This is a genomic window from Aeromonas sobria (genome assembly GCF_000820145.1).
GTDB lineage: Bacteria > Pseudomonadota > Gammaproteobacteria > Enterobacterales > Aeromonadaceae > Aeromonas > Aeromonas sobria.
The window spans coordinates 44565-59656 of sequence record NZ_CDBW01000018.1; the positions used below are offsets into that span (position 1 = coordinate 44565).

A 15092-nucleotide genomic window follows, 5' to 3' on the forward strand; every position below is an offset into this window, starting at 1 on the left:
CTGTCATATCCGCAAGGAGAGCATGGATGCAGATGGATGAGACCCTGAATGCCCTGACCGAACAAGTTGCGGCCTTCTGCCAGAAAGTGATCGCCCCGCGCGCCAGCGAGATCGATCAGAGCAACGCCTTTCCCCGTGATCTCTGGCCCCGGATGGGTGAACTGGGGCTGCACGGCATCACGGTGGCGGAGGAGTATGACGGGGTGAACCTCGGCTATCTGGCCCACGTGCTGGTGATGGAACAGGTAAGCCGCGCCAGCGCCTCGGTCGGCCTCTCCTACGGCGCCCACTCCAATCTCTGCATCAATCAGATCCACCGCCACGGCACGCTGGAACAGAAAGCGCGCTACCTGCCCCCGCTGGTAAACGGCGAGCATGTTGGGGCGCTGGCCATGAGCGAACCGGGCGCGGGATCCGACGTGGTGAGCATGCGACTCACCGCCGTGCGCGAGGGCGATCACTTCGTGCTCAATGGCAACAAGATGTGGATCACCAACGGCCCGGATGCCGACACCTTCGTCATCTATGCCAAGACCGATGCAGCTGCTGGTCCCAAAGGGATTTCCGCTTTTATCGTTGAGGCGGGCACACCCGGTTTTTCTACCGCCCAGAAGCTCGACAAGCTGGGGATGCGCGGCTCCAGCACCTGCGAGCTGGTGTTCGACAACTGCCGAGTGCCGCAGGAAAACCTGCTGGGCACCCTACACGGCGGGGTCAAGGTGCTGATGAGCGGGCTCGATTACGAGCGGGTGGTGCTGGCTGCGGGCCCCCTTGGCATCATGCAGGCCTGCATGGATGTAGTGCTGCCCTATGTGCGTGAGCGCAAGCAGTTTGGTCAAGCCATCGGCGAGTTCCAGCTGGTGCAGGGCAAGCTCGCCGACATGTACACCCGCCTCGCCAGCAGCCGGGCGCTGGTCTACTCGGTGGCGAGTGCCTGCGATCAGGGCCGCACCAGCCGTAAAGATTGCGCCGCCGCCATCCTGTTTGCCGCCGAAAATGCCACCCAGATGGCGCTCGATGCCATCCAACTGCTCGGCGGCAACGGCTACATCAACGAATACCCCACCGGTCGCCTGCTGCGGGACGCCAAACTCTACGAGATCGGCGCCGGCACCTCGGAGATCCGCCGCTGGCTCATCGGCCGCGAGCTGATGGGGGATAACCTATGAGCAGGATCCACTCCCGTCTCGACACGGCGAGTCCGGAATATGCGGCCAATCGAGCCGCCATGCAGGGGCTGGTCGACGATCTCCATGCCCGCATTGCCGAGATCGCGCAAGGGGGTGGCGCGGCCAACAACGCCCGCCATCAGGCCCGTGGCAAGCTGCTGCCCCGCGAGCGCATCAACCAACTGCTGGACCCGGGCTCCCCGTTTCTGGAACTGTCGGCGCTGGCTGGCTGGCAGGTCTATGACGAGCCGGTGCCTTCCGCCGGTATCATCACCGGCATCGGCCGGGTCTCGGACCGGCTCTGCATGCTGGTGGTGAACGATGCCACCGTGAAGGGTGGCACCTACTACCCGCTCACGGTGAAAAAACACCTGCGCGCCCAGGCCATCGCCGAGCGGCTGCGCCTCCCCTGCCTCTATCTGGTGGATTCCGGCGGCGCCTTTCTGCCGATGCAGGATGAGGTGTTCCCCGACCGGGATCACTTTGGCCGCATCTTCTACAACCAGGCCCGCATGTCGGCCCAAAACATCCCCCAGCTGGCGGTGGTAATGGGGCTCTGTACCGCCGGGGGTGCCTACGTCCCCGCCATGGCGGACGAGTCGATCATGGTCAGGGAGCAAGCCACCATCTTTCTGGCGGGCCCGCCGCTGGTCAAAGCCGCCACCGGTGAGGAGATCAGCGCCGAGGCTCTGGGCGGCGCCGAAGTGCACTGCGCCCACTCAGGGGTGGCGGATCATATGGCCCGCGACGATGCCCATGCGCTGGCCATCGCCCGCACTCTGCTCACCCATCTGGGCAGTGACCATTCTCCGCTCTCGGGTTTGGCATCGGGCAGCCCAAGTTACGATGAGCCAGCCTACCCCACTCCCTGTTACCCGATAGATGAGCTCTACGGTCTGGTAGGCACCAGTCTCAAGCGCCCTTACGACGCCCGCGAACTGATCGCCCGACTGGTGGATGGCTCTGACTTTGACGAATTCAAGGCGCTGTTCGGCACCACCCTGGTGACCGGCTTTGCCCGCATTTGTGGCATGGAGGTGGGGATCCTCGCCAACAACGGCGTGCTGCACAGCGACAGTGCCCAGAAGGGGGCCCACTTTATCCAGCTCTGTAATCGCCGTGCCATCCCGCTGCTCTTTTTGCAGAACATCACCGGTTTTATGGTGGGGAGTAGCGCAGAAAAAGAGGGGATCGCCAAGCACGGCGCCAAGCTGGTGACCGCGGTGGCCTGCAGCCGGGTGCCCAAGATCACCCTGATCGTCGGCGGCAGCTTTGGTGCCGGCAACTACGGCATGTGCGGCCGCGCCTATGAACCCGATTTTCTCTTTAGCTGGCCCAACAGCCGCATCTCTGTCATGGGGGGCGAGCAAGCTGCCGGGGTGCTGGTGCAGGTGCGTCGGGACAAGCTGGCTGCCGAGGGGAAAAGCTTGAGCGAACAGGAAGCGGCCGCCATCCGTGCCCCGGTGATCGAGCAGTATGAGCGCCAGGGTCACCCCTACTACGCCAGCGCCCGCCTCTGGGATGACGGCGTCATCGACCCGGCCCAGAGCCGCACCGTGCTGGCGCTGGCGCTCGCCGCCTGTCAGGGTGCCCGCATTGAACCCGAGCAGTACGGCATCTTTCGGATGTAAGGAGCAAAACGATGTCAGATCCACTTACTTCCTCCCAGAACCCGTTTCGGCTGGAGCGGCACGGCCCGCTGGCCGAGCTGGTGCTGTCGCGCCCGGCCCGCCACAACGCCTTTGATGCCGACCTGATGCTGGGGCTGCTCGACTGCCTCGATGATCTGGCCCATCTCCATGGTCATGATCTCGCCGAACGCCCTCACGCCCTGCTGCTACGTGCCGAAGGCAAACACTTTTGCGCGGGCGCCGATCTCAACTGGATGCGCAATCTGGCCCACGCCGATTTCGAGCACAATCGCGAAGATGCCCGGGTACTGGCGCGGCTGATGCAGACCCTCGACGAGCTCCCCTTCCCTACGGTGGTGCTGGTGCAAGGGGCCGCCTACGGCGGGGCGCTGGGGCTGATCTGTGCCTGCGATATGGTGCTGGCCAGCGATGATGCCCGCTTCTGCCTCTCAGAGGTGAGCCTGGGTCTGGTGCCTGCGGTGATCAGCCCTTACGTGGTACGTGCCATGGGAATGCGTCAGGCGCGCCGCTACATGCTCAGTGCCGAGCCGTTCGATGCCATTACCGCCTGTCGGCTCAATGTGGCACACCAACTCTGCAAACCGGATCAACTGCTGGCGGAGGGGCGGGCGCAAGCCCTGCGTCTGTGCCGCAACGGGCCGGAGGCGATGAAAGAGACCAAACGGCTGCTGGCGGCAATAGAGGCTCATCCTTCCCGCCTGCACGAAGAGAAAACCGTCGAGACCATCGCCCGGGTACGGGTGGGGCTCGAAGCCCAGGAGGGGATGCAGGCCTTCTTCGACAAACGTCCTCCCGCCTGGCGCCCCCGTTTTAAGGATGAGACATGACCCATTACACCCCGATTAAACGTCAGCTGATCGCCAACCGCGGCGAATATCACTGGCGTGTGGATCAACACGCTTCGTACTTGTGCACCTTGAGCAGCAGGGAGCCCAAATGACCCATCACACTCAGATTAAGCGCCTGCTGATCGCCAATCGCGGCGAAATCGCCGTACGGATCATCAAGACAGCGAAACGCCTCGGCATCCACACCATCGCCCTCTACTCCGATGCCGACGCCCATGCCATGCACACCCGTCTGGCCGATGAGGCCTGGCATTTGGGGCCCGCACCGGCCAGAGAGAGCTATCTCGACACCGGCAAGGTGCTGAAGATTGCCAAAGAGGCGCGTGCCGATGCCATTCATCCCGGTTATGGCTTTCTGTCGGAAAACAGCGATTTTGCCACCGCCTGCGAACAGCGCGGCCTGCGCTTTGTCGGCCCAAGCGGCGCCGCCATTCTCGCCATGGGCGACAAATCGGGTGCCAAGGCGCTGATGCAGGCGGCTGGTGTACCTGTGCTGCCCGGCTATCACGGGACGGATCAGCGGCCAGACTTTTTGCGCGATCAGGCGAGCCAGATTGGCTTCCCGCTGCTGATCAAGGCCGCCAGTGGCGGCGGTGGCAAAGGGATGCGCCGAGTCGATCAGCTGGCTGACTTTGACGAATCGCTGGCGGCAGTCAAACGGGAGGCCAAGGCCGCCTTTGGCAACGATCTGGTGCTGCTGGAGCGCTATCTGCCCCAGGCTCGCCATGTGGAAGTGCAGGTCTTTGCTGATAGCCTCGGCAACGCCATCTATCTGGGGGACAGGGACTGCTCCTTGCAGCGACGTCATCAAAAGGTGATCGAAGAGGCGCCCGCCCCCGACATCCCTCGGGCTTTGCGGCGTGCCATGGGGGATGCAGCCGTGGCCGCAGCCAAAGCCATCCACTATCAGGGGGCAGGCACCATCGAATTTCTGCTCTGCAATGATGCGTTCTTCTTTATGGAGATGAACACCCGGCTGCAGGTGGAACATCCGGTCACCGAAGCGGTGACCGGGCAGGATCTGGTGGCCTGGCAGCTGGCCGTGGCCGAAGGCAAGCCGCTGCCACTCACCCAAGATGAGGTGGTACTGCGCGGCCATGCGGTGGAGGCGCGCCTCTACGCCGAGGATGTGGCGGCCGGTTTTCTGCCCGCCAGTGGCCCCATCCACTGGCTCCACTGGCCAAATGGCGTGCGTATCGACACCGGCGTTACCGCTGGTGATGAGGTCAGCCCCTATTACGATCCCATGATCGCCAAGCTGATCGCCCACGGCCAGAGCCGCGCCGAGGCGTTCGCCCAACTGGCCGATGCGCTGGCAGCGCTGGATCTCGGCCCGCTGGTGCACAACGGCCCGCTGCTGCTGCGGCTGTGTGAAGAGCCTGACGTCCTGGCCATGGGCCACCATACCCAGTGGCCCATCCCCACCACAGCACAATCCATTCCCGACTTTGCCTGGCCGCTGGCCACCCTCTGGCTGGCGAGCCGCCCCGCGGGCACCTCCCCCTGGCAGCAAACCTGCGGATTTCGGCTGGGACCGGATCGCAGCTGGACGGCGGCTGTTCGCATCGGTGATGAGCGCCGGGTATTGACCCTTAACGATCATGACGGCCAGTTTGAGTGGCAAGGGGAGACCTGTTGCTACCAGAGAGGTGACGATCATATCCGGCTGCAACAGAGGGGCTGCTGGCAGCAGGTCCCCGTCCAAACGGTCGCAAGCACAGATGCAACCTTCATCATGACCCTGGCGGGCCAGCGCATCCGTTTCGCAGCCGATGATCAACAGCACAGTCACCACCATGATCAGACAAATGAGAAGGCGCAGGGCGCCATCGCCCCCATGCACGGCATAGTGGTGGCCGTGATGATCGAACCCGGCCAAACGGTCAGCAAGGGGCAACCCCTGCTGGTGCTGGAGGCGATGAAGATGGAGCACCAATTGCGCGCTGAGCGGGACGGGGTGATTGAGGCCCTGCAGTGCAAGCAGGGCGAGCAGGTGAGCCAGGGGGCCGTGCTGGTGCGCTTTGTCGATACCGATACCGATGCCGCCCCGGAGCATAACGCCATCAACCAACAAGCGAGCAACCCATGACGAGAGGATCCGCGATGCAGGATGACAAGGTCAGTCTGGTGGAGATGGGGCCGCGTGATGGCCTGCAAAATGAAGCCAGCCCGCTGGCACTGATCCAGCGGCTGGAGCTGATCCAGCGACTGGCCGACAGCGGCCTGCAGCGCATCGAGGTGGGGGCCTTTGTCTCTGCCAAAAAGGTGCCGCAGATGGCGGACTCCGCCGCACTTTTTCAGGCATTGCCGCGCAAGGGGCCGACCCGTTACGGCGCGCTGGTGCCCAACCTGCAAGGCTTGCAGGCCGCCATTGCCGCCCGCGCCGACGAGATTGGCCTCTTCACCGCCTGCTCTGACGGCTTTACCCGCGCCAATATCGGCATCAGCGTGGAGGAATCACTGGTGCGCTTCGCCCCGCTGGTACAGGAGGCGCGCCGCCTCGGCATCAAGGTGCGCGGTTACCTTTCCACCGTCATCGCTTGCCCGTTCGATGGCCCGACCCGCCCGAAACGGGTCGCCGCCATGGCGGAACAATTGCTGGATCTCGGCTGCCACGAAATTTCGCTGGGGGACACCATAGGCGTTGGCACCCCGGGCACTGTAGTCCCCATGCTGGATGCGGTGCTGCACGAGATCCCGGCGGGGCGGCTCGCGGTCCATTTTCACGACACCTACGGCCAGGGCTTGGCCAATTTGCTGCCCGTGCTGGAGCGCGGTATTCGCACCATCGACTGCTCGGTGGCGGGCCTTGGTGGCTGCCCCTATGCACCGGGGGCCTCCGGCAATGTGGCGTCAGAAGAGGTGGTCTACCTGCTGCATGGCCTTGGCATGACGACCGGGGTGGATCTCGACAAACTGGCGGCTGCCGGCCAGTGGGTCAGCGAGCAGCTCGGCCGCCCCAACGGCTCGCGAGTCGGTCAGGCCCTGCACGCCAATGCCGAGCGGCTGCGTGCCCGCCTCTGCCAGCCATCTTCCTACTGAAAGGAGGTATCACCATGTCCCGTTCCCAGCCCGGCAAGGAGATCACCTACAGCATCTCGGAGCTGGCCCACGAGTTCGATATCACGCCGCGCACCATCCGCTACTACGAGGATGAGGGGCTGCTCACCCCGCAGCGGGAGGGGCAAACCCGTATCTACAGCCATAGGGAGAAGACCCGCCTGAAATTGACCCTGCGCGGCAAGCGGCTGGGGTTTAGCTTGGCCGAGATCCGCGAGCTGTTCGATATGTACGACACCGACCGCTCGAGCAAAACCCAGCTCCACTCCATGATCCAGCTCATCGAGGAAAAGCGCGGCGCCCTGCTCCAACAACTGGAAGATATCCAGATGGTGATGACCGAGCTGGAGGCGGCGGAACAGCGCTGTGTTAATTCCCTTAACAGCTTGAAAAGCGGCGCAGATTAACCGAATCTGGGAACAAGCTATTGCCCTGGGGATCCCATGAGATATTGGTGCTGGTTTTTGCTCTTGTTCAGCCTACCCAGCTGGAGCCACCCCCTCATCAAGGTTGGCGGTTACCCCTATGCCCCCTTCGTGGTCAAGCTCTCCGATTCCCACTATGAAGGGCTGACCCTAGATCTCATCGACCAGCTCAACGAGATCCAGCAGGAGGTGAAATTTATCTTTGTCCCCACCTCGGCAGCCAACCGCTACAAGGCGCTTGATATGGGCCGTTTTTCCCTGATGCTGTTTGAAGACAGCAACTGGGGCTGGCAAGCCGATAAATACAAGATGACAGCCCCCTTTCTCGGGGGCGGTGAAGTCTATGTCGCGCTCCAGAAAGCGGGCCGGGATCAGCGCTTTTTCGACGATCCGGCCAGCCATCACCTCATCGGGGTGACCGGCTATCACTATGGCGTCGGTCAATTCAATGCCGATCCCGCCTACCTGAAGCGCACACTGAATATCACCCTGGTTAAAGACAATATCAGCGCCCTGCAAGCTCTGCTCAAAGGGCGTGGCGAGGTGGCCATTCTCAATGTCTCATACCTTAACCAGTATCTGCTGGCCCATCCCGACACTGCCGACCAGCTGCTGATCTCGCAAAAATGGGATCAACAGTATCAACACCGCACCATTCTTCACCCTGCGGCCCCCATTACCCCTGCCCAGTTGGAGCAGTGGCTGGCAGCCCTGCAGAAAAAGGGTGAACTGGATCGCCTTTGGACAAAGTACGGCGTACAACAGCACGCAACCCCATGATTACTATCCCGCTTTTCTGTACCATAGAGGGAACCAAATGGGAGTGCATCATATGAACACCACCAAGCCCGCGTTCCCCAAGCTTCGCCTGTTGCGCTACCTTGCCTACGCTTTCCTGCTTCTGCTGATCCTGATCACCCTGCTGTTGTGGCAGACACCTCGACTGGTCCAGCGCTATCTGCCCGGCTGGCTGGCCGAACACTACGGCCTGCAGCTGACCCTGGGGGAGATTTACGTAGGCTTGCGCCACCCTTCCCTCACCCTTGGTGCCACCGCCCTGCTCGATGCCAAGCAGCAGCCAATCGTCAGTTTTGAGCAGCTCTTGATCACCCCCAACCTGCAAGCCAGCTGGCAGCAGAAGGGGATTGTCCTCTCCGCCGTCACCCTGACCAAACCTGTGGTACTGCTGCAACGGCTGGCAGACAAAAAAGGGGACGTTCGACTCAATCTGACCGATGCGCTGGCCACAGTGCTCGCCCCTGCGCCCTCCCCCGAGCCCGAGACGGCGAGCGCTCCGCTGCTGGTCGATATTGCCAGCATCGCTGTCACTGACGGTCATGTGCGCTATCAGGATCAACGCAAGGTGAACGAGCCCGGCTGGCTGCCACCCCTCAATCTGGAGAAAGTGACCCTTAAGCTGGATAACCTGCGCACCGAGGCAAATCACCCGACCGCCTATCAGCTCAATGCCGCCATCAACGGCAAAAGCAGCCTCGTCGCTCACGGCAAGCTCGATGTGATGAGCGGCATGGGTCAGGGCAAGATAAGCCTCAAGCAGGTCGAACTGAAACCCTTTGCCCCGCTCTGGGCCCCCTACCTCAAGCTGGATCTGACCAAGGGACACGCCAACGCAGAAGTGGAATACCAGCTCAAAGAGAGCAAGCAAGGAGTGCTGTGGCAATTGTCGAAAGGCAAGCTGACCCTGGACAACTGGCAGCTTAAAAAACACAAGGGCGACGAGTTTGCCCGCTTCAGCCAACTGGCCCTCAGCGAACTGGCTATCGATGGCCAGAAGCAGTCACTGCAGATCGGCAAGGTGACCCTGCAGCAACCCCTCCTCAAGGCCACCCTCAACCCACAGCAGGAGCTGGATCTGACGGATCTGCTTATTGAACAGCCCCCCGTCAACCCAGTCAAAGAGGCCAACGCTGCAAACAAGGTGGCCAAAAATACGGCTCCCAAGTCGGCACCAAAAGCAAAGGCCGCCGGTAACGCCAAACAAACCGCGGCAGACAAACCCTGGCAGTGGCAAATCAAACAAATCGCCATCGACAAGGGTGATCTCACCCTTACCGAATCGAGCAGCGGCAAACCGCTGGCACGCCAGCTCTCCGGCCTCAAGCTGGCGCTGGGGCCACTAGGCAGCAAGGGGGAGCAATCGAGCAAACTGACCCTGGCCACCCACTTCAACCAGAACAGCCCCCTCACCTTTGCCGGTCAGCTGACCCTGATCCCCTTCACCCTGAGCGGTGAGATCAGCCAACAGGGGCTGCCCCTGGCGCTGGCGCAGCCCTATCTGGCTAATCTGCTGCGCATCAAGCTGCAAAATGGGCAGCTGAGTAGCAAGACCAAGCTTGATCTCGCCACCACGGCGCAAGGGGCGCTGGGCAAACTGACCCTGCAAGGAGGTCTTGATATCAGCGGGCTCAAAGTGGTCGATCGGGCTGACAACCAGCGACTACTCGAGATCAGCAATCTCCAGCTCACCGGCCTCGATTATGATGGCATCAGCCAGCAGATGCGGATCAAGGACATTGCCCTGAGCAAACCCTTCGCCCGCATCGAGATCAACGAGGATGGCATCACTAACCTGCAACAACTGGTGCTGCCGCAACCTGCGTCGGGCAAAGGCACTCAAGCGGCTGCAGGCAGCAAGGGCCCCGACTTTCGTTTCACCATCGACCAGTTGCGCACCGAGCAGGGTAACCTGCGCTTTGCCGATCGCAGCCTGAGTCAGGATTTCGTGGCCGATATCGCCTCGCTGGGCGGTCAAAGCCGCCATATCAGCAATATTCCGGGGCAACGTTCTGATCTTGCCTTCAACGGCAAGGTGGATCGCTATGCACCAGTGACCATTCGTGGCGGCACCAACCTGCTGGTCGCCAACCCGATCCTCGATATCGCGGTGGCCTTCCACAATCTGGAGCTCACCACCTTTACCCCCTATTCGGGCACCTATGCCGGTTATGCCATCGACAAGGGCCAGCTCTCCATGAAGCTGCACTACAAGCTGGAGGGCAACCGGCTGGAGGGGGATAACGACATAACCATCAAGAAGTTGCAGTTGGGCGAGAAGATCAAGAGCGAGCAGGCCAAAGATCTGCCGCTGGGGCTGGCCATCGCCCTGCTGAGCGATGCCAACGGGGTCATACAGATGAACCTCAAGGTGAAGGGCGATCTGGATCAGCCGGACTTTAGCATCGGCAATATCTTCTGGGATGTGCTGGGCAACACCCTGAGCAAGGCGATCACCTCCCCCTTCTCGCTGCTCGCCTCATTGGCCGATGGCACCGAAGATCTCGATGAGCTCCCCTTCCTGCCGGGAGACCCCGACCTGACCCAAACCCAGCTGGACAAACTGGCCAAGCTGGCGCAGGCCCTCAAGGATCGGCCAAAGCTCAGCATGAACATTCGCGGCAAGGTCAATTTCAACGAGGAGCGCCCCATACTGCAACGGCAGAAACTGGAGCGAGTGCTGGCCAAGCTCACCGGCAATCAGGCTGATCTCGACCTGCTGGAGCAAGATCCCGACCTGCAGGAGGCGCTAGCGAAAGCCTATGAAGAGCGCTTTGGCGAAGATCTGGAAGATCTGGCCGACCGCCTCAGCCTGGATGAAGAGAGCCCCGCCTTGCGGGCCCAAGCTATCGCCCTGCTGCAGGAGCAACAACTCATCACCGCCAAATCCCTGCGCAATCTCGCCATGCGCCGCGCCCAAAATACCAAGGAGTTTCTGGTCGACAGCCAGGGGATCGCCCCGGAACGGCTGTTTGTACTCGACAGTCAGGTCAAGGAGGAGGACAAGGAGGCGAAAGTGGTGCTGACGCTGGATCAGTAAATCAGCCCCTTTTATCATTGCGTAATAAAAACACACCCTTTCAACTTTTTTGACACCTTTTGCTCACCAAACAACCTGATTTGGTGAGCATTTAGCCTGCCACACAAATAATCACGTAGTTTTTTTACGTTTTTTGCCTCTTCCCCCCTTGCAGGAGATCTATCCCCTGCTTAAAATCGCGCGTCTTTTGTTAACCCCCCACCTCTATTTTTGGAGAACGCCACGTGAGCGAAAAATTGGCCAACCCTGCCCCTCTGGGTCTGATGGGTTTCGGTATGACCACTATCCTGCTGAACATCCATAACGCAGGTTTCTTCCCCATCAGCGCCATGATCCTGGCCATGGGCCTGTGCTACGGCGGTATGGCCCAGATCGTCGCGGGGATCATGGAGTACAAGCGTGGCAACACCTTCGGTGTGACCGCCTTTATCTCCTACGGTTTCTTCTGGTTGAGCCTGGTGTTCCTGCTGGTGATGCCGACCATGGGTCTGGCCGAAGCCACCCCGCACGCCTACATGGGCTGGTATCTGCTGCTGTGGGGTGTCTTCACCCTGTTCATGCTGGTAGGTACTGTCAACTACCCGCGTGCCAAGCAGTTCGTGTTCGCCTCCCTGACCGTGCTGTTCTTCCTGCTGGCCGCCCGTGACTTCACCGGCAGCACCCTGATCGGCACCATCGCCGGTTTCGAAGGCATCATCTGTGGCGCCAGCGCTATCTACCTGGCCATGGCCACCGTGATCAACGAGCAGTTCGGCCGCACCGTGATGCCGATCGGCGATCACAAGAAAGCCGCCACCGTACAGCTGAAAGCCGCTGCCTGATAGGCAACCGATTCAGATTGTGAAAAAAGGCACCTTCGGGTGCCTTTTTGCTATTGCGAATAAACCATCTGCTGATCGGTTGTCAGATAAGTGCCCCTGCGTCCGCCTCCCCCGCCAGCAAGCGGGTGGCGGGAAAACGTAGGGCGGGATCCTGACTGAAAAACTGGCTCAGTTGCCGGTATACCGCCGGATAGACCTGCTGCAACCGCAGCGGATCGGTAAAGAAGCACTCGCAACTGACGGCGAAAAACTCCGCGGGATGTTCAGCGGCATAGGGATCGATGGCGGTCACTTCATCCCGGTCGAGCTGCTGGCTGAGCGCATCGAAGGCGGCCTGAAAGGCCTGCTGCCACAACTGGCTGCTCATCGGCCCCGGCAATGGGGGCGTGCCGTCCGCCTCACCACCCAACATGTCGAGCTTGTGGGCCAGCTCGTGGATCACCAGATTAAAGCCGTCCCAGTCACCGTCCTGTTGCAGGTCACTCCAGGCCAGCACCAGCGGCCCTTGCGGCCAGGATTCACCGGCGTTCTCCTCTTCCACTTCGCTCACCAGCCCGAACTCATCTTGTACCTCCTGCCTGCGCGTGACAGGTTCGGGAATGATGATGATTTCGTGAAAGCCGCGATACCAGTCAGCCCCAAGATGCAAAATGGGCAACGCCGCCTGCAGCGCCAGCACCGCCTGTTGACGGGGGCTGAGCTCTACCCCGATCAGGGTCAGGGTCTTGCGCTTGAGCAGCTGTTGCCCCAACCCGATAAGCGTGGTCTGCTCGGTTTCGCTGAGCCCTTGCAAGATAGGCACTGCCGCCAGCCCCTGACGCCACAGCGCCAGCTCATCTTCGCTCATGGGCGTTTGCGGGCGACCACCCAGCCATTTGAACCATCCCAGCACGCCAACTCCTTCTTTTTATGCAAAAAACCAGATCACAGCAGTTTGACGAACCGTTTCGGCCGCTCCTGATACGCCTGCGCCAGATAGAAACGGTGGGCAGCCTCACGCTTGAGGCTGCTGGAGAGCTCCAGCTGAGCGCAACCTGCGGCCCGCGCCATCTGTTCGACTCCCTTGAGCAAGGCTGCGCCAACTCCCGCCCCTCTTGCCCCTTCATCGACAACCAGCGCCGAAATCAGGCCCCACGCTGGTGCAACATGCAGCGGTGCCAGCCTGTGCCACACCAGCACCCCGACCACCTTGTCGGCCAAGGTGGCCAGCAACACCGCACTGGCAGGATCCGGCACCAGCAGGCGCGCCGTCACGTCACCGCCCTCGGCAGGATACCCCAATTGGCTGAACAGGTGGGCGATAGCGCTCCCGTCAGCGGCCTCAGGGGCGCGGATCGTCAATGTTTCAGCAATCTCTTTCATGATTGGCCTTATGTTTGCTTTCCATTGTGTTACGCCCGTCACATTGCTCGGCGCAGATCAACAAGGAGGATCTCATCTTTACTCATAGAAAACGCTGCTTGCCATTATCCCCCTACCCTTGTCAATTCACAAATTTGCAACAAGGCAACATTTTTCACTGGGAAGTACCGATACAACTCGATATGTTACAACCCACGCATGGCGCGCCTCTGCGCTCTGCTTAACCCCTCAACCTCGTGCTCTTTTGTTAATTGGATTGTTAACAAGCTGGGCCGAAAACAGTGACAGAGAGCGAGGCCAAGATCTCGCCAAGACAGCGCCACAAAAACAACAAAGGAGTTGTTGTACATGAATGAAATCGTCAATGCCATCAACGGTGTGATCTGGAGCCCTGCGCTCATCTACCTGTGTCTGGGGGTTGGTCTTTACTTCTCCCTGCGCACCCGCTTTTTGCAACTGCGCCATATCAAAGAGATGGTGCGCCTGATGTTTGATGGCAAGAGCACCGATGCCGGTGTCTCCTCCTTCCAGGCACTGGCCATGACCCTGGCAGGTCGGGTGGGTACCGGTAACATCGCCGGTGTCGCCACTGCCATCACCTTCGGTGGCCCGGGTGCCCTGTTCTGGATGTGGATGGTCGCCTTCCTCGGCGCCAGCTCTGCCTTCGTGGAGTCCACTCTGGGTCAGGTTTACAAAGAGAAGATCAACGGTGAATACCGCGGGGGCCCGGCTTTCTATATCGAAAAAGGGCTTGGCATGAAGTGGTACGCCTGGACCTTCGCCATCGCCACCATCTTCGCCTGCGGCGTGCTGCTGCCGGGGGTACAGGCCAACTCCATCGGTGCCAGCCTGAAAACCGCGTTTGATATTGATCCGAACGTCACTGCCGCCGGTCTGGCGCTGCTGCTCGGCTTTATCATCTTCGGGGGCGTCAAGCGTATCGCCAGCTTCGCCAGTACCGTGGTGCCCTTTATGGCGCTGGGCTACATCATAGTGGCCTGCGTCATCATCGCCCTCAACATCTCTGCCCTGCCGGGCGTGATCCTGCTGATCTGGAAAAGTGCCTTTGGTATGGATGCCGGTTTCGGTGCCATTCTGGGTCTGGCCATCATGTGGGGTGTCAAGCGCGGGGTCTACTCCAACGAAGCGGGTCAGGGTACCGGGCCGCACGCCTCCTCCGCCGCCGCGGTGAGCCACCCTGCCAAGCAGGGTCTGGTGCAGGCGTTCTCCGTCTATATCGACACCCTGTTCGTCTGCTCCGCCACTGGCTTTATGCTGCTGATCACCGGCCTCTATAACGTACAAGGGCCGGACGGTGCCGCCCTCTATACCGGTATTGCCGGTATCGCAGCGGGCCCGGGTTATGTGCAGACCGCCATGGAGAGCATGATGCCGGGCTTTGGCAGCATGTTCGTGGCCATCGCGCTGTTCTTCTTCGCGTTCACCACCATCGTTGCCTACTACTACATTGCCGAAACCAACATCGCCTATATCAACCGCAAGATGAATCGCCCCTGGCTCACCTTCTTGCTGAAAATTGCGCTGATGGCCGCCACCGTCTACGGCACCGTCAAGACGGCAGACTTGGCATGGGGTCTGGGTGATATCGGGGTCGGCCTGATGGCGTGGCTCAACATCGTCGCCATCTTGCTGCTGCAAAAAACAGCCTTTACCTGCCTGAAGGATTATGAAGCCCAGCAGGCACAAGGGCTGGATCCGGTGTTCCACCCGGAGAAGCTCGGCATCAAGAACGCCGATTACTGGATGGGCAAGCGCTCCGAGGACAATCTGGAGCGGGAGAAATCAGGCCACCCGTTCGAGCCAGATCCGGATCGCAAGATCTCCTGAACCTGAACGACATAAGACATCAATAAAAATGGCAGCCTCGGCTGCCATTTCTTTTGCGCTCTATCTTTCATT

The 15092-nt window shown here is 60.8% G+C and carries 12 protein-coding genes; 10 read left to right on the forward strand and 2 right to left on the reverse strand.

Annotated elements, in window-relative coordinates; all coding sequences use genetic code 11:
• Positions 1 to 26 precede the first annotated feature (26 nt).
• From BN1135_RS10365 to BN1135_RS10405, 9 genes are all read left to right on the forward strand, one after another.
• Positions 27 to 1169 carry an isovaleryl-CoA dehydrogenase gene (locus BN1135_RS10365; RefSeq protein WP_042020848.1) on the forward strand — a complete coding sequence of 381 codons (1143 nt, stop codon included), beginning with the start codon at positions 27 to 29 and terminating at the stop codon, positions 1167 to 1169.
• Positions 1166 to 2800 (forward strand): carboxyl transferase domain-containing protein, encoded by a 1635-nt coding sequence (locus BN1135_RS10370; RefSeq protein ID WP_042020849.1) that lies wholly within the window; start codon positions 1166 to 1168, stop codon positions 2798 to 2800. Before BN1135_RS10365 ends, BN1135_RS10370 begins: the two co-directional genes overlap by 4 nt.
• An 11-nt stretch (positions 2801 to 2811) precedes the next feature.
• The gene (locus BN1135_RS10375; protein ID WP_042020851.1) at positions 2812 to 3648 is read left to right on the forward strand and encodes an enoyl-CoA hydratase-related protein; all 837 of its coding nucleotides are present in this window, start codon (positions 2812 to 2814) and stop codon (positions 3646 to 3648) included.
• A 109-nt stretch (positions 3649 to 3757) separates the two neighbouring features.
• Positions 3758 to 5758 carry an acetyl/propionyl/methylcrotonyl-CoA carboxylase subunit alpha gene (locus BN1135_RS10380; RefSeq protein WP_042020852.1) on the forward strand — a complete coding sequence of 667 codons (2001 nt, stop codon included), beginning with the start codon at positions 3758 to 3760 and terminating at the stop codon, positions 5756 to 5758.
• Between the two features lie 14 nt (positions 5759 to 5772).
• Positions 5773 to 6711 carry a hydroxymethylglutaryl-CoA lyase gene (locus BN1135_RS10385; protein WP_139245238.1) on the forward strand — a complete coding sequence of 313 codons (939 nt, stop codon included), beginning with the start codon at positions 5773 to 5775 and terminating at the stop codon, positions 6709 to 6711.
• 14 nt (positions 6712 to 6725) lie between these two features.
• Entirely contained in the window at positions 6726 to 7136 is a 411-nt protein-coding gene (locus BN1135_RS10390; protein ID WP_042020856.1) for a MerR family transcriptional regulator, read from the forward strand.
• 36 nt (positions 7137 to 7172) lie between these two features.
• Positions 7173 to 7934 carry a substrate-binding periplasmic protein gene (locus BN1135_RS10395; RefSeq protein WP_042020858.1) on the forward strand — a complete coding sequence of 254 codons (762 nt, stop codon included), beginning with the start codon at positions 7173 to 7175 and terminating at the stop codon, positions 7932 to 7934.
• Between the two features lie 52 nt (positions 7935 to 7986).
• A complete protein-coding gene (locus tag BN1135_RS10400; RefSeq protein WP_042020859.1) occupies positions 7987 to 10989 on the forward strand; it encodes a DUF748 domain-containing protein in 3003 nt (1000 codons plus the stop codon).
• Between the two features lie 224 nt (positions 10990 to 11213).
• On the forward strand, positions 11214 to 11810 hold the full coding sequence (locus BN1135_RS10405; RefSeq protein ID WP_042020860.1) for an acetate uptake transporter: 597 nt from the start codon (positions 11214 to 11216) through the stop codon (positions 11808 to 11810).
• Positions 11811 to 11892: 82 nt separating this feature from the next.
• Here the strand turns inward: BN1135_RS10405 and BN1135_RS10410 are convergent, their stop codons facing one another.
• Together BN1135_RS10410 and BN1135_RS10415 are read right to left on the reverse strand one after the other, a co-directional pair.
• Entirely contained in the window at positions 11893 to 12657 is a 765-nt protein-coding gene (locus BN1135_RS10410; RefSeq protein WP_042020904.1) for a M90 family metallopeptidase, read from the reverse strand.
• Between the two features lie 77 nt (positions 12658 to 12734).
• Positions 12735 to 13172 (reverse strand): GNAT family N-acetyltransferase, encoded by a 438-nt coding sequence (locus BN1135_RS10415; protein WP_042020862.1) that lies wholly within the window; start codon positions 13170 to 13172, stop codon positions 12735 to 12737.
• Between the two features lie 348 nt (positions 13173 to 13520).
• On the opposite strand from BN1135_RS10415, the gene BN1135_RS10420 reads away from it, so the two are divergent.
• Positions 13521 to 15020: an alanine/glycine:cation symporter family protein gene (locus BN1135_RS10420; protein WP_042020863.1), complete on the forward strand. Its 1500-nt coding sequence runs from the start codon at positions 13521 to 13523 to the stop codon at positions 15018 to 15020.
• The last annotated feature ends 72 nt before the right edge of the window (positions 15021 to 15092 follow it).